The organism is Cupriavidus sp. GW823-FHT07B10, from assembly GCF_058794355.1.
Map to the genome: position 1 here is coordinate 416821 of NZ_JBXAGS010000004.1, position 18168 is coordinate 434988.

The 18168-nt window shown below is 66.0% G+C and carries 18 protein-coding genes; 11 read left to right on the top strand and 7 right to left on the bottom strand.

Features of this window, described 5'->3' with window-relative positions:
• Positions 1-16: 16 nt before the first annotated feature.
• Positions 17-1327 carry an MFS transporter gene (locus tag AC1Q6V_RS11995; RefSeq protein ID WP_454750019.1) on the bottom strand — a complete coding sequence of 437 codons (1311 nt, stop codon included), beginning with the start codon at positions 1325-1327 and terminating at the stop codon, positions 17-19.
• Positions 1328-1457: 130 nt separating this feature from the next.
• On the opposite strand from AC1Q6V_RS11995, the gene AC1Q6V_RS12000 reads away from it, so the two are divergent.
• Entirely contained in the window at positions 1458-2474 is a 1017-nt protein-coding gene (locus tag AC1Q6V_RS12000) for a LysR family transcriptional regulator (RefSeq protein ID WP_010811069.1), read from the top strand.
• A gap of 57 nt (positions 2475-2531) precedes the next feature.
• Here AC1Q6V_RS12000 and AC1Q6V_RS12005 read toward each other — a convergent pair whose 3' ends face one another.
• Together AC1Q6V_RS12005 and AC1Q6V_RS12010 are read right to left on the bottom strand one after the other, a co-directional pair.
• Entirely contained in the window at positions 2532-2696 is a 165-nt protein-coding gene (locus tag AC1Q6V_RS12005; RefSeq protein ID WP_010811070.1) for a hypothetical protein, read from the bottom strand.
• 42 nt (positions 2697-2738) lie between these two features.
• Complete coding sequence (locus AC1Q6V_RS12010) at positions 2739-2918, bottom strand: hypothetical protein (protein ID WP_010811071.1); 180 nt, start codon at positions 2916-2918, stop codon at positions 2739-2741.
• A gap of 284 nt (positions 2919-3202) precedes the next feature.
• Here AC1Q6V_RS12010 and AC1Q6V_RS12015 point away from each other — a divergent pair, with 284 nt between their 5' ends.
• The 6 genes from AC1Q6V_RS12015 to AC1Q6V_RS12040 all read left to right on the top strand — a co-directional run bounded on the left by AC1Q6V_RS12015 (position 3203) and on the right by AC1Q6V_RS12040 (position 8863).
• On the top strand, positions 3203-3706 hold the full coding sequence (locus tag AC1Q6V_RS12015; RefSeq protein ID WP_011617622.1) for a membrane protein: 504 nt from the start codon (positions 3203-3205) through the stop codon (positions 3704-3706).
• Positions 3707-3969: 263 nt separating this feature from the next.
• A complete protein-coding gene (locus tag AC1Q6V_RS12020; RefSeq protein ID WP_439669291.1) occupies positions 3970-5328 on the top strand; it encodes a cytochrome c oxidase subunit II in 1359 nt (452 codons plus the stop codon).
• Between the two features lie 10 nt (positions 5329-5338).
• Positions 5339-7096 carry a cytochrome c oxidase subunit I gene (gene ctaD, locus AC1Q6V_RS12025; RefSeq protein WP_010811074.1) on the top strand — a complete coding sequence of 586 codons (1758 nt, stop codon included), beginning with the start codon at positions 5339-5341 and terminating at the stop codon, positions 7094-7096.
• Entirely contained in the window at positions 7093-7740 is a 648-nt protein-coding gene (locus tag AC1Q6V_RS12030; protein ID WP_011617620.1) for a cytochrome c oxidase subunit 3 family protein, read from the top strand. Before ctaD ends, AC1Q6V_RS12030 begins: the two co-directional genes overlap by 4 nt.
• A 26-nt stretch (positions 7741-7766) precedes the next feature.
• Entirely contained in the window at positions 7767-8474 is a 708-nt protein-coding gene (locus AC1Q6V_RS12035; RefSeq protein ID WP_011617619.1) for a heme-copper oxidase subunit III family protein, read from the top strand.
• A 5-nt stretch (positions 8475-8479) separates the two neighbouring features.
• A complete protein-coding gene (locus tag AC1Q6V_RS12040; protein WP_010811077.1) occupies positions 8480-8863 on the top strand; it encodes a cytochrome C oxidase subunit IV family protein in 384 nt (127 codons plus the stop codon).
• 66 nt (positions 8864-8929) lie between these two features.
• Here the strand turns inward: AC1Q6V_RS12040 and AC1Q6V_RS12045 are convergent, their stop codons facing one another.
• Both AC1Q6V_RS12045 and AC1Q6V_RS12050 read right to left on the bottom strand, forming a co-directional pair.
• Positions 8930-10357 carry an NAD-dependent succinate-semialdehyde dehydrogenase gene (locus tag AC1Q6V_RS12045; RefSeq protein ID WP_011617618.1) on the bottom strand — a complete coding sequence of 476 codons (1428 nt, stop codon included), beginning with the start codon at positions 10355-10357 and terminating at the stop codon, positions 8930-8932.
• A gap of 122 nt (positions 10358-10479) precedes the next feature.
• Entirely contained in the window at positions 10480-11268 is a 789-nt protein-coding gene (locus AC1Q6V_RS12050; protein ID WP_010811079.1) for an MHYT domain-containing protein, read from the bottom strand.
• Between the two features lie 229 nt (positions 11269-11497).
• Between AC1Q6V_RS12050 and AC1Q6V_RS12055 the strand changes: the two genes are divergently transcribed.
• The 4 genes from AC1Q6V_RS12055 to AC1Q6V_RS12070 all read left to right on the top strand — a co-directional run bounded on the left by AC1Q6V_RS12055 (position 11498) and on the right by AC1Q6V_RS12070 (position 15928).
• Positions 11498-12988 (top strand): MATE family efflux transporter, encoded by a 1491-nt coding sequence (locus AC1Q6V_RS12055; protein ID WP_010811080.1) that lies wholly within the window; start codon positions 11498-11500, stop codon positions 12986-12988.
• Between the two features lie 443 nt (positions 12989-13431).
• Entirely contained in the window at positions 13432-13893 is a 462-nt protein-coding gene (locus AC1Q6V_RS12060) for a tripartite tricarboxylate transporter TctB family protein (RefSeq protein WP_010811081.1), read from the top strand.
• Between the two features lie 12 nt (positions 13894-13905).
• The gene (locus tag AC1Q6V_RS12065; protein WP_010811082.1) at positions 13906-15408 is read left to right on the top strand and encodes a tripartite tricarboxylate transporter permease; all 1503 of its coding nucleotides are present in this window, start codon (positions 13906-13908) and stop codon (positions 15406-15408) included.
• Positions 15409-15625: 217 nt separating this feature from the next.
• Positions 15626-15928, top strand: coding sequence for a helix-turn-helix transcriptional regulator (locus AC1Q6V_RS12070; RefSeq protein WP_010811083.1), 303 nt, complete (start codon positions 15626-15628; stop codon positions 15926-15928).
• Between the two features lie 97 nt (positions 15929-16025).
• Here AC1Q6V_RS12070 and AC1Q6V_RS12075 read toward each other — a convergent pair whose 3' ends face one another.
• Together AC1Q6V_RS12075 and AC1Q6V_RS12080 are read right to left on the bottom strand one after the other, a co-directional pair.
• The gene (locus AC1Q6V_RS12075) at positions 16026-16805 is read right to left on the bottom strand and encodes a DUF4397 domain-containing protein (protein ID WP_010811084.1); all 780 of its coding nucleotides are present in this window, start codon (positions 16803-16805) and stop codon (positions 16026-16028) included.
• A gap of 335 nt (positions 16806-17140) precedes the next feature.
• Positions 17141-18160: a diguanylate cyclase domain-containing protein gene (locus AC1Q6V_RS12080; protein WP_454750798.1), complete on the bottom strand. Its 1020-nt coding sequence runs from the start codon at positions 18158-18160 to the stop codon at positions 17141-17143.
• Between the last annotated feature and the right edge of the window lie 8 nt (positions 18161-18168).

An 18168-nucleotide genomic window follows, 5' to 3' on the forward strand; every position in this document is an offset into this window, starting at 1 on the left:
TGTCCGTGGAAAGGCGTCAGGCCTGCGCGGCTTGCGCGGCCGGTTGTGGTTGCTGGCGCTGGCGTGCATCGATGCTGGCGATGCACAGCAGCGACACGCCGGCCAGCAAGGTGTAGAACACCGCCAGCGGCCACCATTGGCCCTGGAAGCGCTGCGCGAGGACGGTCCCCACCAGCGGTGTCAGCCCGCCCGCCACCGCGCCGCAGACCTGGTAGGACAACGAGATCGCCGAGTAGCGCACGCGCGTTTCGAAGACACCGCTGACAAAGCCCGCGATCACCGAATAGAAGCTCGCCATGCACACCACCGCCAGCGCGATGCCGAGCACGATGGCCGGCGCCTGGCGCGTCTGCACCAGCAGGAACATCGGATAGGGTGAAGCCATCGCCAGCAGCGCGGCCAGCTTGAGGAAGCGCGCGCCGCCAAGCTTCTCTGCCAGCCAGGCGGCCAGCGGCTGCGCCAGGAACTGGATGATGGCGACGGCGAACAGGCAGTCGAGGATCAGCGTCCTGGGCAGCGACAGGTATTGCGTGGTGTAGGCAATCATGAAGGTGTTGGTGAAGTACACCCCCGCAATGCCGATGGTATTGGCGCCGATGCACAGCAGCACCGGCACGCGGGCCGTGCGCCAGACCTCGGCAAGCGGCAGCCTGGCGGTCTTGCGCTGCGCTTGCACCTGCGCGAACTCGGGCGATTCATTCACGCCCAGCCGGATCGCCACGCCCACCAGCAGCAGCGCCGCGCTGGCCAGGAATGGCAGGCGCCAGCCCCAGTCCATGAACACCTCGTGCTCCATCGACGTGACCGCGCGGAAAGCCAGCAGCGACAGGATCAGGCCGGCCGGGCTGCCGAGCTGCGCGAACGAGGCGAAGAAGGTGCGGCGGCCCTTGGGGGCATGCTCGCCCGCCATCAGCACCGCGCCGCCCCATTCGCCGCCCACGGCGATGCCCTGCACCACGCGCAGCAGGACCAGCAGCACCGGCGCGATCGCGCCCGCGGTGGCGTAGGTCGGCAGCAGGCCGATGCCGATGGTGGCCACGCCCATCATCATGAGCGTGATCATCAGCGCCTGCTTGCGGCCGATGCGGTCGCCCCAGTGGCCGAACACGATGCCGCCGAGCGGACGGGCAAAGAAGCCGACCGCGAAGGTGCCGAATGACGCCAGCGTGCTCAGGAAGAGATCGCCGCCGGGAAAGAACAACGGGCCGAACACCAGCGCGGCGGCGGTGGCGTAGATGTAGAAGTCGTACCACTCGATCATGGTGCCGACAAAGGCGGCGGTGGCGGCGCGCACGGGCTGGCGCGTGCCGGAAGGGGACACTTGCATGGACTGGCTCCTCACTATGTTTGTGCCGCTGCATCAGGGGCAGCTGTGGGAGGAGTTATCGCGCGTTGACAAATATCAGTCAAATTTCTAATATTTATTTTTCATATAACTTCAATTTATACGTGGCGTGATGGAGCGTTCTGCCCTGGACCGGGCCCTGCTGACCGACCGGCTCGACTGGAACCTGCTGCGCACCTTCCTGACCATCGTCCACGAGCGCAGCCTGAGCCGCGCCGCGGTGCGGCTGCATATCACCCAGCCGGCGGTGAGCCTGGCCTTGCGCCGGCTCGAAGAGCATCTGGGACACACGCTGATCGAGCGGCGCGGCAGCAATTTCCGCCTGACCCGGGCCGGCGAAGAAGTGCTGCGCATCGCCACCGACGTCTATGGCAGCGTGGCGCGGCTGGGGGCTGAACTGGCGGAGCAGCAGGACGAAGTCAGCGGCCTGCTGCGGCTGCTGACCGTGAGCCGTATCCATTCAGGCGTCTATGACGAATGCCTGGCCGCGTTCCATCGGCAGCATCCGCGCGTCACGCTGCAGGTGGACGTGATGCGCAGCACCGAGATTGCGGACGCGCTCGCGCAGAAGGCTGGCGGCGTGGGCCTGAGCCTGTACCGGCAGCCGGGCCGGCAGTCGGGCGACGGGCTTGAGCACATGCTGTTCCTGCGCCAGCGCTATGCCATCTTCTGCGGGCGCCATCACCGGCTGTTCGGGCGCACCGGGCTGGCCATTGCCGACCTGCTGGCCGAGCACTTCGTCTCGTTCAGCAGCGACCAGCTTGGCGACGTGCTGGCGCCATTGGCCGTATTCCGCGACCAGCACGGCTTTTCCGGCCAGATCGTCGCGACCTCGCCCAGCCTCGATGAAATCCGGCGGCTGGTGTTCGCGGGCTATGGCATTGGCTGCCTGCCCGAACATATCGTTGCCGACGATGTCGCCCAGCAACGGCTGTGGCGCCTGCCGCCCGAAGAGGGCGTGGCCGATATCGACATGTACCTGCTGTGGAATCCGGAGCGGCGCCAGACGCCGGCCGAGGCCGCGTTCATCGAGCACTTCCGCCACTACGTGGCGCGCTATTCGCTGATGGAGCGGCTGGGGGAGTCAGTGAACGCGCCGCTGGCGGCGTTGCGCGCGCCGACGGCATGATGGACTACTGCCCGGTTCGCGTACCGGGCAATGGCGCAGAAGAACGCTTGCTGGCGCCTAGCCGTGCCGTCGCAGCGTATGCCGGCACAGCCCGGCGCGTTGCCGTTGTGCAGCGCAACGCCGGTAGCGCATCCGGTACGGATGGCTGCAGCGCCAGATGGCCCGCAAGACGGTAATGAACAGCAGCGCCGCCATGACGGCAGCAAGCAGGCCGATCGACATAACGGCCCTCCTCCCCAAAAACCGTCTGTCCGACCTCTGGGGTCAGATCAGCAGCGGTAATGCCTCTAGCACCAACACGGCAACCAGTGCGCCGATCAGGGCGCCCATGGTCCGGCAACTGATGCGCAGGTACTTGGCAGTCACCGGGATCGAACCCATGGCGATCACGCCTACCAGCGCCATCGGAATCAGGAATACAAGATCATGCGCGGTGAAGTGCATGGCGGTCTCCTGTCTCTCTTTTGTGATTCCAGTATAGGCACTGTGTGCCCGATGCATGGCTGCGTGCATCGGGATTGTCCCGAACCCGGGAGATGCGGATGCCACCCAGGTACCGATGCGCGCACTTAGGACGGTTCAGGCGTTGCGCTGCGTACGCATGCCCCACGTTTTTCGCCATGCGAACCCCCGAAGCGGGAAACACGTGTCCTATGCTGATCAGAGACGCGGGGCCCCGTTCCCATTCAAGTCCAATGCCCCGCGGACCGAGAGAGACGGAGGTGGCTATGGAACTTCACATGCAATCGCACCACTACGTGCGGCGGCAGCCGGACTGGACCGCGGCAGCGGTCTCGGGGCTGGCGGCCGGGGCGTTGCTGCTGGTGCTGGAGCTGTTCTGGTCGTCGATGGTGTCGGGAGTGAACCCGTGGATCGCCACGCGCATGATCGCCGGGATCCTGATGGGCCAGGACGTGCTGCAGAGCGCAACGTTTACCGTCGGCACGGTGGCCGCGGCGCTGGTGATCCATTTCGTGCTGGGCGCCGTGCTGGGCATGATCCTGGCGGCCATCATCGCGCCATTCACGCTGGATTCGAGCCTGGGCATGGCAATGCTGGCGGGCGCCGTGTTTGGCATGGTAGTGTACTTCTTCAATTTCTATGTGATGACGTTGGCCTTCCACTGGTTTGTCGAGGTGCGCGGGTGGCATACCTTCATCGGGCATCTGATCTTCGGGATGGCCGCGGCGGCATGCTACTGGAAGCTGGAGAGCAAGGACGTATCGCACTGACAGCGCTTCGGGGCAGGGCGCGGCGAGCGCCGGCTCATGGCGGTTGCGTTGCGCGCGCCAGCCTTTGGGCGGGTACGCGCGCAAGACCTGCGGCGGCCGGAACCAGGGGTTCCCGCCGCCGCTTTTTCTCGCGCTGCGCGCTTGTGCAGTGCGACACCAATGCATTGGCATGTCGCCTTGCAGTGACCTGACGGCATGCACTAGTCTTATGTCTACCTGCGTGACTTGCGCATCCCTCGCCGCGCGCGAGGAGGAGGGTGGATATGGCGTTGGCCATCGCACTCGTAGTCATGGTCGTCGGTTCGGTGCTCTTCCATTTCATGAGCCCGTGGTGGGCGACCCCGCTGGCGTCCAACTGGCAGCAGATGGACGACACGCTGACCATTACCCTGGTCATCACCGGCATTTTCTTCATCGGCATCAACCTGTTTGTCGGCTACATCGTCTGGCGCTTCCGGCATGAGGCGCCGCATCCCAATGGCGGCACCGGCCACCGGGCGTCCTACCACCCGGAGAACAGCAAGCTCGAACTGTGGCTGATCGGCGGCACCACGCTGGGCGTGGTGCTGCTGCTGGCGCCGGGCCTGTTCGTCTACGCCGACTACGTGCGCCCGCCGCGCGAAGCGATGGTGATGGAAGTGGTGGGGCAGCAGTGGTCCTGGGCCTTCCGCTTTCCCGGCAAGAGCGGCCAGCTGGGTGCTTCCGATGCGCGCTTTGTCACCGGTGCGAATCCGCTCGGGCTGGACCCCGACGATCCGCGCGGCCTGGACAATATCGTGATCGTCGGACCGGAGGTGCACCTGCCGCTGAACAAGCCGGTCAAAGTGCTGTTGCGCTCCAAGGACGTGCTGCATGACTTCTACGTGCCGCCGTTCCGCGCGCGCATGAACATGGTGCCGGGCATGGTGACGTCGTTCTGGTTCACGCCGACGCAGGCGGGGCGCTTCGATATCCTGTGCGCGCAGCTGTGCGGCGTGGGGCACTACAACATGCGCGGCACGGTGGTGGTGGAAGAACCGGCTGCGTACGAGGCATGGCTGGCCAGGCAGCAGACCTTTGCCATGACGCTGGCGAAGGCCGCGGCACCGCCGGCGGCAATGGCCGCTGCCGCACCCGGCGCCGCGGGCGACGCCGGCACCGTCGAGAAGGGACGCGCGCTGGCGCAGAGCAAGGGCTGTGTCGGCTGCCACAGCATCGACGGCAATCCGGGCGTGGGGCCGACCTGGAAGGGCCTGTACGGCAAGACCGAGACCTTTGTCGACGGCAGCAGCGCCAAGGTGGACGATGCCTTCCTGCACAAGGAGATCACCGACCCCAATGCGCGGCTGGTCAAGGGCTTCGGCCCGGTGATGCCGAAGTTGCCGATGAGCGAGGATGAGGTCGCGGCACTGACCGCCTATATCAAGTCGGCCGGCAGCGGCGCGGCGGAAGCCGGCACGGTGGCGCCGGTGGCGCCCGCGGACGTGCCCGCCGGCCCGGCTGCCGCGACCAGCGCCGCCACCACGGCAACCGCTGGCTCTGGGGCGCCCGCCGCCACGCCCGGGGCCGCGTCCGGCACCTATACGACTTCGACGGCCGTGGCCGTGCCGCCCTCGGCGGCACCCGCGCCCGCCAGGAAGTGAGGAGACCCGCATGGCTTACGCCGACGATGCCGCCCATCACGCGCCGCAGAGCTTCTGGACCCGCTATGTCTGGAGCCAGGACCACAAGGTGATCGCCGTGCAGTACACCATCGTGGCGATCGTGGTGGGCCTGGTGGGCGTGGCGCTGTCCAACCTGATGCGCATGCAGCTTGGCTTCCCGGGGCGCTTCGAGTTCATCGACGCCAACCGCTACTACCAGTTCGTCACCATGCACGGCATGATCATGGTGATCTACCTGCTGACGGCGCTGTTCCTGGGCGGCTTCGGCAACTACCTGATCCCGCTGATGGTGGGGGCGCGCGACATGGTGTTCCCCTTCCTCAACATGCTCAGCTTCTGGGTCTACCTGCTGTCGGTGATCGTGCTGCTGGCCAGCTTCTTCGTGCCCGGAGGGCCCACCGGCGCGGGCTGGACGCTATACCCGCCGCAGGCCATCCTGCCCGGCACCCCAGGCCATGACTGGGGCATCATCCTGATGCTGGTGTCGCTGGCGATCTTTATCGTCGCGGCCACCATGGGCGGCCTCAACTACGTCACCACCGTGCTGCAGGCGCGCACGGAAGGAATGACGCTGCTGCGCATGCCGCTGTCGGTATGGGGCATCTTCATGGCCACCATCCTGGCGCTGCTGGCGTTCCCGGCGCTGTTCGTGTCGGCGGTGATGATGCTGCTGGACAAGACCCTCGGCACCAGCTTCTTCATGCCGGCGATGGTGTCGATGGGGCAGCAGCTGCAGTACAAGGGCGGCAGCCCCCTGCTGTTCCAGCACCTGTTCTGGTTCTTCGGCCACCCCGAGGTGTATATCGTCGCGCTGCCGGCCTTCGGCATCGTCTCGGACCTGGTCAGCGTGCATTCGCGCAAGAGCATCTTCGGCTACCGCACCATGGTGTGGGCAATCCTGGCGATCGGGGTGCTATCGGTGGTGGTGTGGGCCCACCACATGTTCGTCAGCGGCATGAACCCGTACTTCGGCTTCTTCTTTGCCACCACCACGCTGATCATCGCCATCCCCACCGCGATCAAGGTCTACAACTGGGTCATCACGCTATGGCGCGGCGATATCCATTTCACCGTGCCGATGCTGTTCGCGATCGCCTTCATCAGCACCTTCGTCATCGGCGGCCTGACCGGGCTGTTCCTGGGCAATGTCAGCGTGGATATCCCGCTGTCCAACACTTACTTCGTGGTGGCGCACTTCCATATGGTGATGGGCGTGTCGCCGATCCTGGTGGTGTTCGGCGGCCTCTACCACTGGTACCCGAAGGTCACTGGCCGGATGCTGGACGACAGCATGGGCCGGATCCATTTCTGGGTCACCTTCGTCGGCACCTACGCCATCTTCTTCCCGATGCACTACCTGGGCGTGCTGGGCATGCCGCGCCGCTACTACGCCTACGAGAACTACGCCTTTATCCCGGAGTCGGCGCATGTGATGAACATGTACATCTCGGTGGCCGCCTTCATCGTCGCCACGGCGCAGCTGCTCTTTGTCTTCAACCTGGTGTGGAGCCTGTGGCATGGCCGCAAGGCCGACGCCAACCCGTGGCGCGCGGCCTCGCTGGAATGGCAGACGCCGCAGACGCCGCCCGCGCACGGCAACTGGGGGCCGCACCTGCCGGTGGTGTACCGCTGGGCCTATGCCTACAGCGTGCCGGGCGCGCGCGAGGACTTTATCGCGCAGAACGCGCCGCCGGAAGAGGGCGGGGCCGAGCCTGAACCGCATGCCAGCCGCGGAGCCGTCGCATGAACGCCGAAGCCCTGTACAAGGTCAGCCGCGACGATTTCGGCGGCAGCCCGTCCGACGAGAATGCCGCCAACCACCGGCCGCAAGGGCGCGCCCCCGCGAGCATCGGCCTGTGGGTGTTCATGGGCGTGGTGACCTCGCTGTTTGCGCTGTTCCTGACCGCCTATGCGCTGCGCATGGACAGCCCGGACTGGCACCGCATCGGGCTGCCCTGGCAGGTGTGGCTGTCCACCGCGCTGCTGGGCGCCGGCAGCGTGGCGATGGCGGTGTCGTCGCGCGCCGCGGGCCGGGGCGAGATGGCCGTGGCCAGGCAGGCGCTGCGCCTGGGGGGTCTGGGCGCGGCCGGCTTCGTCGCCTCGCAGCTGTGGGCCTGGCAGGCACTGGGCGCGATGCAGGTGATGCCTGCCGGCAACCCGGCCGGCAGCTTCTTCTACCTGCTGACCGCGATGCACGGCCTGCACGTGCTGGGCGGCCTGGCCGGCTGGGGCTTTGCCATGTCGTCGCGCGGCAGCGGCGAGGCCGCGGTGCTGCGCATGCGGCTGTGCGCGCGCTACTGGCATTTCCTGCTGGCGGTATGGGTGGTGCTGCTGGCGGCGCTGGGGTGGCTTACGCCCGAACTGGTGCGCTATATCTGCGGCACGGCCTAGCGGCGGCGGCAGCAAGGAGGACCGGCATGTCAACGCAACTGTCTTCACCATCGAGCCCACCCGGCGTGGCGCCCGCGCCCCCGGTGGGCGGCGTGCGCGGCCTGCTGGCCGACTGGTCGTCGGACCAGCAGGCCTTCAAGGTGTCGTGGGGCAAGGCCATGATGTGGATCTTCCTGCTGTCCGACACCTTCGTCTTCAGCTGCTTCCTGACCGGCTACATGACCGTGCGCATGTCGACCACGGTGCCGTGGCCCAACCCCAGCGAGGTGTTCGCGCTGCACGTGGGTGGCGCCGACATTCCGTTGCTGCTGATCGCCATCATGACCTTCGTGCTGATCACCAGCAGCGGCACCATGGCGATGGCGGTCAACTTTGCCTACCGGCGCGCGCGCCGCGAGTGCGCGCTGCTGATGTTCGTCACCGCGCTGTTCGGCGTCATGTTCGTCGGCATGCAGGCCTTCGAATGGACCAAGCTGATCGTGGACGAGGGCGTGCGCCCGTGGACCAACCCGATGGGGGCGGCGCAGTTCGGCTCGACCTTCTTCATGATCACGGGCTTCCACGGGCTGCATGTGTCGTGCGGCGTGGTGTACCTGCTGATCGTGGCCACGCGCGTGCTGCGCGGGCGCTACGAGGCCACCGGCAACTACCAGATCGTGGAGATCGCGGGCCTGTACTGGCACTTCGTCGACCTGGTCTGGGTGTTTATCTTTGCGTTGTTCTATCTCTGGTGACGGCCATGGCATCGAATCCGGCAACTCCCGCAACCCCGGTGACGCCAGCGCATGGCTCCGGCAACGATGCCGGGCATGCCGCGCACTCCGGCCAGCAGCATCCTATCGGGCTGTACCTGAAGATCTGGCTGCTGCTGTTCGTTCTGTCGACGCTGTCGTACCTGGTCGACTATTTCCATGTCACCGGCTACCTGCGCTGGACGCTGATCCTGGTGTTCATGGGGCTGAAGGCGGGGCTGATCGTGGCAGTGTTCATGCACATGGCATGGGAGCGCATGGCGCTGATCTGCGCCATCCTGGTACCGCCGCTGTGCCTGCTGGTGCTGGTCTGGCTGATGGCGGAAGAAGCGAATCATACGTTCCTGACGCGCGGTATCTTCTTCCGCTGACGGGGAGGCGCCGCCGGCCCCGGGGAGGGAGCCGGCGGCAAGCCGCCTTGCACCGCGCCCGGGCGCTCAGGCCTGGGTGATGAACTTGGTTACCAGGTAGCCATCGAAGGTCTCCTGGCCGCCTTCGCTGCCGATGCCCGAATCCTTGATGCCCCCGAACGGGGTCTCGGCCAGCGCCATGCCGAAGTGGTTGATGTTGACCATGCCGGCTTCCAGGCCGTTGGATACTTCGGTCGCGGTCTTCAGCGAGTTGGTGAACACATACGAGGCCAGGCCAAAGGGCAGGCTGTTGGCGCGGCGCAGCACCTCGGCCGTGTCCTTGAAGCGCGTCACGGGCGCCACCGGGCCGAACGGCTCGTCGGTCATCAGACGCGAGTCGTCGGGCAGGTCGGTGACCACGGTGGGCGCGAAGAAATAGCCCTTGTCCCCCAGGCGCGAGCCGCCTGCCACCACCTTGCCGCCACGCTGGCTGGCATCGTCCAGGAACTGCTCCATTGACAGCACGCGGCGCTCATGCGCCAGCGGCCCCATCTGGGTGCCGTCCTCCAGGCCGTTGCCGACCTTGATCGAGCCGATCACCTCGGTAAAGCGCGCCAGGAAGCGGTCATAGGCTTTCTCCTGGACATAGAAGCGCGTCGGCGACACGCATACCTGGCCGGCATTGCGCAGCTTGAAGCGCGCCAGCATCTCGGCGGCGGGGTCGATGTCGGCGTCGTCGAACACCAGCACCGGCGAATGGCCGCCCAGCTCCATGGTCACGCGCTTCATATGCGCGCCGGCCAGCGCCGCCAACTGCTTGCCCACCGGCACCGAGCCGGTGAATGAAATCTTGCGCACGATCGGCGATTCGATCAGGTAGGTCGAGACCTCGCTGGGCACGCCCCAGACGATGTTGAGCACGCCCGGGGGCAGGCCCGCATCATGGAACAGCTGCGCCAGCGCCACCACCGCGCTGGGCGAGTCTTCCGGCCCCTTCAGGATCAGCGTGCAGCCCGCGCCCAGCGCCGACACGATCTTGCGGATGGCCTGGTTGAACGGGAAGTTCCACGGCGTGAAGGCGGCGCACACGCCGATCGGCTCGCGCACCACGATCTGGCGCACATTGGGCTGGCGCGGCGGGATCACGCGGCCGTAGATGCGACGGCATTCCTCGGCATGCCAGTCGGCGTGCTCGGCGCAGACCATCACTTCGCCGACGGCTTCGGCCAGCGGCTTGCCCTGGTCCAGCGTGATATTGCGGCCGATCTCCTTGGCGCGCTCGCGGGTGAGCTCGCCCACGCGGCGCAGGATCCTGGCGCGCTCCAGCGGCGAGGTCTTCTTCCAGGTTTCAAAGGCGCGCTGCGCGGCGGCCAGCGCGCGGTCCAGGTCGGCGCGGCTGGCGTGCGGCAGCTTGCCCAGCACTTCCTGCGTGGCCGGGTTGATGACATCCTGCTCGCGCCGGTCGCCTCCCTTGATGAATTCTCCGTCGATATAGAGGGCGAGATCCTGGTACATGCGTGTTCTCCTGGTGGGCGGTGAAACCGCAAGCTTAACCCGGCGGCCGCGTTCATGCAGCGCGCCGGGTGTGTTCCCAGGAGGAATGTGCGGGAATGTCCCCGCGGCCGGTTCAGCCGATGTCAGGCGGCATCGCGCGTGCGCGCCACCGGCACGACTTCAGCCCCGGTGCGGGTGGCTTCCACCACCAGGATCACGAGCAGCGTGATCAGCGTCAGGCCGAACACCGCATAGCCGATGCTGTCGCCCTCGATGGCGAACAGGCTGGGCGCGTAGGTCGGGCTGGTGCAGATCATGGTGCCCGCAGACATGCCGGTGTAGTGCATGCCGCAGACGGCAACGCCCATGACCACTGCAGCTGCCAGCTGCTTGCCGCGGGTCTTCACCGTGGTGGCCAGCCACAGCGCCACCACCGACACCACCACGGCGATCACCACCGACAGCCCGATGATGGCCAGGTCCCAGTCGAAGCGGGTGTTGGAGCGGATCGCGGCCATGCCGGTGTAGTGCATCGCCACCACGCCCAGCCCGGTCAGCACGCCGCCCTTGACCACGTTGTCGGTACGGCTGCCGCACGGGCGCGAGGCGATCGCCAGTCCGGCGCCGGCCAGCACCATCACGACCACCAGCGAAGCCAGCGTCATGAACAGTCCGAACTCGCGGTGCGTCGGGGTCTGGTAGGCCACCATGCCGATGAAATGCATCGACCAGACCGCGCCGCCGCCCAGCGCCACGCTGGCGCACAACAGCCGGTCCACGTCCAGGCGGCCGTCGGGCATGCGCACGCGCCGCGACCAGCGCAGGCCCACGTAGGCGCCGCAGACAGAGATCAGGAACGACAGGCCCACCATCGGCCAGTCATAGGCAAACGGCACCAGGGCGCCGGAAACAGGCTGGAAACCGACAAACATGACCCCACCTCCTCGTTTTGACTGCGACTGAAGGGCGCACGCGCGTGCCGGGCATTGCTTCCGGCAGCCGGCCTGGGACGCGGTGGTCCCGTGCCGAGTATGCAGGGGGCCGCAACCGGAGGGGAATAACTCATTCAGGTAAAGAGCACGGCGCCGTGCCGGCCGTGTGTCCTTGTAGCTGCCTCCGGGCAGGAATAGACTGGGCGGATTTCCCCATGCGCGACGCCTCATGAAGCCAGACGCCAGACTGACCACCGGCCCGATCGGCCGCACCCTGCTGCTGTTCTCGCTGCCCGTGCTCGGCAGCAACATCCTGCAGTCGCTGAACGCCTCGATCAATTCGGTCTGGGTCGGCCGCTTCCTGGGCGAGGCCGCGCTGACGGCAACCTCCAACGCCAACATCATTCTGTTCTTCCTGCTGGGCGTGGTGTTCGGTATCAGCATGGCCAACACCATCATGATCGGACAGGCCGTGGGCGCGCGCGACCTGGACGAGGCGCGTCGCGTGGTCGGCACCAGCACCACCTTCTTTGTCGGGCTGTCGGTGCTGGCCTCGGCGCTGGGCTATTTCTATACGCCGGCCATCCTCGCGGCGATGCACACGCCGGAAGACGCCGCGCCGCTGGCGGTGAGCTACCTGCGCATCATCTTCCTGGCGCTGCCATTCATGTACTTCTACAACTTCGTGATGATGACGCTGCGCGGCGCGGGCGATTCGCGCACGCCGTTCTGGTTCATGCTGTTGTCGGTGGTGCTGGACGTGGCGCTCAACCCGGTGCTGATCTTCGGTATGGGCCCGGTCCCGCCGCTGGGTATCGCGGGCTCGGCGCTGGCCACGCTGATGGCACAGCTGGCGAGCCTGGCGGCGATGATGGTGCTGCTGTACCGGCGCCACCATTTCCTGCTGCTGCACCGTGGCCAGCTTGCACTGCTGCGGCCTGATCCGGCAATCCTGCGGGCGCTGGTGGTCAAGGGCTTGCCGATGGGCCTGCAGATGGTGGTGATCTCGTCGTCGGCGATCGTGATGATGGCGCTGGTCAATGCCTATGGCTCGCAGACCACCGCCGCCTACGGCGTGGCCTCGCAGCTGTGGACCTATGTGCAGATGCCCGCGCTGGCGGTAGGCGCGAGCGTGTCATCGATGGTGGCGCAGAACGTCGGCGCCGGACTGTGGCAGCGGGTGTCGCGCATCACGCGCGTGGGGCTGCTGATCAATGTGGTGATGACCGGTGCGCTGGTCGCGCTGATCTATCTGTTCAACCGGCATTCGCTGGGGCTGTTCCTGGGCACTGACGGCGTCGCCATCGGCATCGCGCAGCATATCAACGTGGTGGTGCTGTGGTCGTTCATCCTGTTTGGCTTCACCATCGTCATCTTCGGCACGGTGCGCGCCACCGGCGCGGTGATGGCGCCGCTGGTGATCCTGTTCCTGTCGATGTGGGTGATCCGGCTGCCGTTCGCGTGGTTGCTGGGACCGCGCATCGGCGCCGAGGCGATCTGGTGGAGCTTTCCGCTGGGCTCGGTGGTGTCGCTGGTGCTGGCGGCCGGCTACTACCGCTTCGGCAACTGGCGCCGCAGCCATATCCTGCCCACCGTGCCGCACCCGGCGCAAGCCGTGGGGCAGGCGCCCGATACCAGCATGGGAACGCCCTGCGAAGACGCGGGCGAGGTCGTCGAGGAGACCGCCTCTGCAACGCCCGAGCCCGCAGTCGTGCGCTGAGCTGCAGCGGCCCGCGATCGTGCCGCCGGCTTTGAAAGCCATTCGAAAGATCGGTGTGTCATCGTGTCATCGCTGGCACTCCCTCCCAGCGCACGTGTCGCCTGCCTGGCCAGAGCAGGCGCGCATCCTTCCGGCCGCGCCTTGCCTTGATGCAAGTGCGCGTGCCGTCTTGTTCGCCTGACATTCCCGTCGACTTTTCTTCCGGATTCTTCATCAAAAAATACATCACGTTGTGATGTATTTTTTTCATGAATAGGCTGGATTTGCCCTTGTTTCCAAGGGGTATCGGTGAATACCCCTAAACCAAGACAAATGAAAGGCACCTGAAAGATCACGTCTCTAAGGTTCGGGTCAACCGTCGGGGAGCATGCGCGCCGCATGCCTTGCCGCTCGAGCCAGTGCGTCCCCGGCATGGCATTTCGTGAACTTTGAGGAGAATCGTTTTGCGCATACGCAGCCAAAAGGACTTTGCCTCCGGCCTGATGTTCGTTCTGGTCGGTCTGGGCTTTTCCTGGGTCGCTCGCGGCTATTCCATGGGAACGGCCGCGAAGATGGGACCCGGATATTTTCCATTCCTGCTGGGACTGGTGCTGGCAGTGCTGGGGGCGGTGGTGCTGCTGTCCTCGCTGTCGCCCAAGGGCGAGGAAGACCATCTGGCGCGCTGGGACCTGAAGACGCTGCTGTGGATCCTCGGTTCGGTGGTGCTGTTCGGCCTGCTGCTCAAGCCGCTGGGCATGGTGCTGTCGGTGTTCGTGCTGGTGATGGTGTCGTCGATGGCCAGCCATGAATTCAGCTGGAAGGGCGCGCTGCTCAACGCCGTGGTGCTGGTGCTGATCAGCCTTGGCGCATTCGTCTACGGCATCAACCTGCAGATGCCGGTGTGGCCGGCCTTTATCACCGGTTAAGGAGCGCCGACCATGGAATTGTTTGATCACCTTGCGCTGGGCTTTTCCACGGCCCTGTCGCTGCAGAACCTGGCCTACGCCTTCCTGGGCTGCGTGCTGGGTACCCTGATCGGCGTGCTGCCGGGCCTGGGGCCGCTGGCCACCATCGCCATGCTGCTGCCGATCACCTACACGCTGCCGCCGGTGGCCGCGCTGATCATGCTGGCCGGCATCTACTACGGCGCCCAGTACGGCGGTTCGACCACCGCCATCCTGGTCAACCTGCCTGGCGAATCGTCATCGGTGGTGACCACCATCGACGGCTACCAGATGGCAAGGCGAGGACGAGCGGGGGTGGCGCTGGCCACCGCCGGCCTGGGCTCGTTCTTTGCCGGCTGCGTGGCCACCCTGATCCTGGCAGCCTTTGCCACGCCGCTGTCTGAACTGGCATTCAAGTTCGGCCCTGCCGAATACTTCTCGCTGATGGTGCTGGGCCTGATCGGCGCCGTGGTGCTGGCCTCGGGGTCGCTGCCCAAGGCGATCTCGATGATCGTGCTGGGGCTGTTGCTGGGCCTGATCGGCACCGACGTGAACTCGGGCGCGGCGCGCTTCTCATTCGATGTGCCGGAACTGACCGACGGCATCGACTTCGTGGCGCTGGCCATGGGCATGTTCGGCTTTGCCGAGATCATCGCCAACCTGGAGCAGAAGGAAGCGCGCGAGACCTTCACCAACCGCGTGACCAACCTGTTCCCGACCAGGGAAGACTTCAGGCGCATGATCCCGGCTGTGCTGCGCGGCACCGCGCTGGGCTCCGCGCTTGGCATCCTGCCCGGTGGTGGCGCGGCGCTGGCCTCGTTCGCGGCGTACTCGCTGGAGAAGAAGACCTCCAAGTACGCACATGAATTCGGCAAGGGCGCGATCGAAGGCGTGGCAGGTCCGGAGTCTGCCAACAACGCCGCGGCACAAACCTCGTTCATCCCGCTGCTGACGCTGGGCATTCCGCCCAACGCGGTGATGGCGCTGATGGTGGGTGCGATGACCATCCACAACATCCAGCCCGGCCCGCAGGTGATGACCAGCAACCCGGCGCTGTTCTGGGGCCTGATCGCCTCGATGTGGATCGGCAACCTGATGCTGATCATCCTGAACCTGCCAATGATCGGCATCTGGGTGAAGCTGCTGACCGTGCCGTACCGCTTCCTGTACCCGGCGATCCTGGTGTTCTGCGGCATTGGCGTGTACTCGGTCAACAACCAGACCTTCGACGTGTTCATGGCCGCCGGCTTCGGCATCATCGGCTACCTGTTCCTGAAGCTGCGCTGCGAACCCGCTCCGCTGCTGCTCGGCTTCGTGCTGGGGCCGATGATGGAAGAGAACTTCCGCCGCACGCTGCTGCTGTCGCGTGGTGACTTCACCGTGTTCGTGACCCGGCCGCTGTCGGTCGGACTGCTGATCGCAGCCGCTGCCCTGGTTGCAGTAGTGGCGCTGCCCTCGATCAAGGCCAAGCGCGAAGAAGCGTTCCAGGAAGAATAGCGCCACGCGCGCTCCCCGGAAGGGCGCCGGCCTGTCTGATGCCGGCCGGCGCACGCAATGCAAGCATTTGGGGTGCCTTCGCGCACCCCGTTTGCTTTCGCGGGCCGATCGCGTATCCGCCCGCCATCAAGACCAGAGAGCGCCCGACTGCGGCAGCAGTCATGGGCTGCGCATGATGATCAGGATTCCCGCACCATCGGGTGCGCCGACAGCGCCCATGAAACCGCCCATCTTTGACCGGCTTTTCTCACGCATCCATGTGCTCAAGCTGGTCCAGTCGAGCCCGTCCACGGTCCTGAGCCTGGTCGACCGGCTGCGCGAGCGCGGCATCGACAAGAATATCCGCTCGTTGCGGCCGATCCTGCGCAGCCTGATGATGGCGCGGGCCATTACTGCCGAGCTGGTTGAAGGCTGTGGCCGCGTCTATTGCATCACCGAGCAGGGGCGGGCGGAGCTGGAGGCTTATATGTCGCACCTGGCGGTGCTGAAGGCGGAGCTGGAGCCGGGGGCAGAAGAGTAGGGGCAGTCAGCTGCCACCCGTCAGACAAAAAAGGCCGGCCCATCGGACCGGCCTTCTGCATGCTGCCCGCCTGCCGCAGGCAGCTGCAAGCACGCTGTTACTGCGTTACGAGTTCAAGACCAGCTTGCGACTCATCATCGCCGCGTGCCACCAGCACCTTGATCTTGTTCGGCGTCAGGCCGGCAATGCCATCCACCGGGATCGTGGTGATCAGCCAGTCAGCGTTGTTGGCCAGGGTCAGTGCGCCGGAATCGAAGATCACGGTCTTGGTCCCCGCGGTGGTGATGCGCAGGCGGTAGGTGGTGTTGCCATCCACGTCGATCGAGTCGGTGCCCGAGGCTGGCACAGCCTGCTTGTAGCCCACGTTGGCGAAGGTCGGGCCCACCGAGTTCAGGTCGATGGCCGGCAAGGTCAGGTAGATGTCAATGTTCTGCGCGTTGAACGAGGCGTTCAGGCTGCGCACGCGTGCCTTGTGCGACAGCAGGCCCTTCTCGAACGGATCGTCGATCGTCAGCGTTTCAGCGGAGCTCGCACCCGGCAGCGCGACCACGGTGTATTTGTGGCCGGTGGCGGCGGTCAGGGTGGCGCGGCCCAGTTCCGTCTGCGTGCCAGCCGTGTTGAAGGAGATCAGCTGGTTGCCGGTTTCGACATTGAAGTAGGTCGAGACGAACTTGTAAGGCTTGTTCACGAAGCTGGTCAGGGTGCCGTTCTGCAGCACGTCGACGTTCGGGCCGCCGGTGATGGCGTGGATCACGCGGATCGTCGGCTTGCTCAGCCCGATGCGGTCGTCGATGCCGTCATCACCGCCGCCGCAGGCAGTCAGGACTGCAGTGGCAGCTAACGCGAGGCCGATAAACAGGGTCTTGGATCGGAACATGGGTCACCTCTTGCTGTTGGAGGAGTCAGAGACGATCTGGCCCATGCCCGCGCGGGGGCGCGCCGGTCGCGTGGCCAGTTGGCTGTCTGTTGTTGCAGGCGCAGCGATTGCACCTGTCGTGATGCAACGATAGGTATCAACCCAGGGGCGAGACAGGCGCGGGGCTCCGAATCGCATGTCGGACAATTCCGACAAGCGGTGACGCGCGCGTGCGTGGCGGGGCCGGCCAGGCCCGCAGGTGCGGGGCCTGGCGGGACGTTGGCCGGGCTGGTGGCCCGGTTGGCCGGTGGCCGCCAGTGTGTAACTGGTTGTTGCGGCTGTGCTGCTGCAGTGACTCAGCCTTGCGCCATCATCACCTGGTTGCGGCCATTGCGCTTGGCCTGGTAGAGGCCTGCATCAGCGGCTTCCACTACCTGGTTCGGCGCCTGGTCAGGCTGGGGCACCAGCACGGCGCCGCCGATGCTGACGGTGACGCAGTCGGCGGTGGGGGAGCCGCCGTGGGCAATGGCCAGCCCCTGCACTGCGCGCCGCACCTTTTCGGCCAGCAGCCGCACGCCGCCCGGCGAGGTCGCCGGCAGCACCATGGCGAATTCCTCTCCGCCAAAACGCGCGGGCAGGTCGGTGGGGCGCACGCAATTGTCGCGGATCACGGCGGCCACGCGGCGCAGCACCTCGTCTCCGGCGACGTGGCCGTAGGTGCCGTTGTAGGCCTTGAACGCGTCGACGTCGATCATCAGCAGCGCCACCTGGGTTTGCTCGCGCAGCGCGCGGCGCCATTCCGCGCCGAGGTATTCATCGAAATAGCGCCGGTTGGACAAGCCGGTCAGGCCGTCTGAATTGGTCAGCCGCTGCAGCTCCAGGTTGGTTTCCAGCAGTTGTTGCTGGCTTTGCCGCAGCGCGCGATAGGCTTCGTCGCGCTGCAGCTGGTTCAGGTAGGAGCGCGAGTGGTAGCGGATGCGCGCAATCAGCTCGATGCTGTCGGGCAGCTTGACCAGGTAGTCGTTGGCGCCGGAGGCAAATGCCGCGCCCTTGGTCGCGGCATCTTCCTTGGTCGAAAGCACGATGATGGGGATGTCGCGCGTGGCGGGGTTCTCGCGATAGCGCTGCACCAGCGTCAGGCCGTCCACGCCCGGCATCACCAGGTCCTGCAGGATCACGGTGGGCTTGGTCCGCTGCGCCACCGCCACGGCCTCGTCGGGCTGCGCGCAGTAGTGGAAGTCGATGTCGGCTTCGGTGGAGAGCGCGCGGCGCACCGCTTCGCCGACCATGGCCTGGTCGTCCACCAGCAGCACCATGGCAAGGTAGTCCTTGTCGGCCGCAGGCGCTGCGGGTCGGTTGGGTAATTCGGGTTGCATGTTCAGTT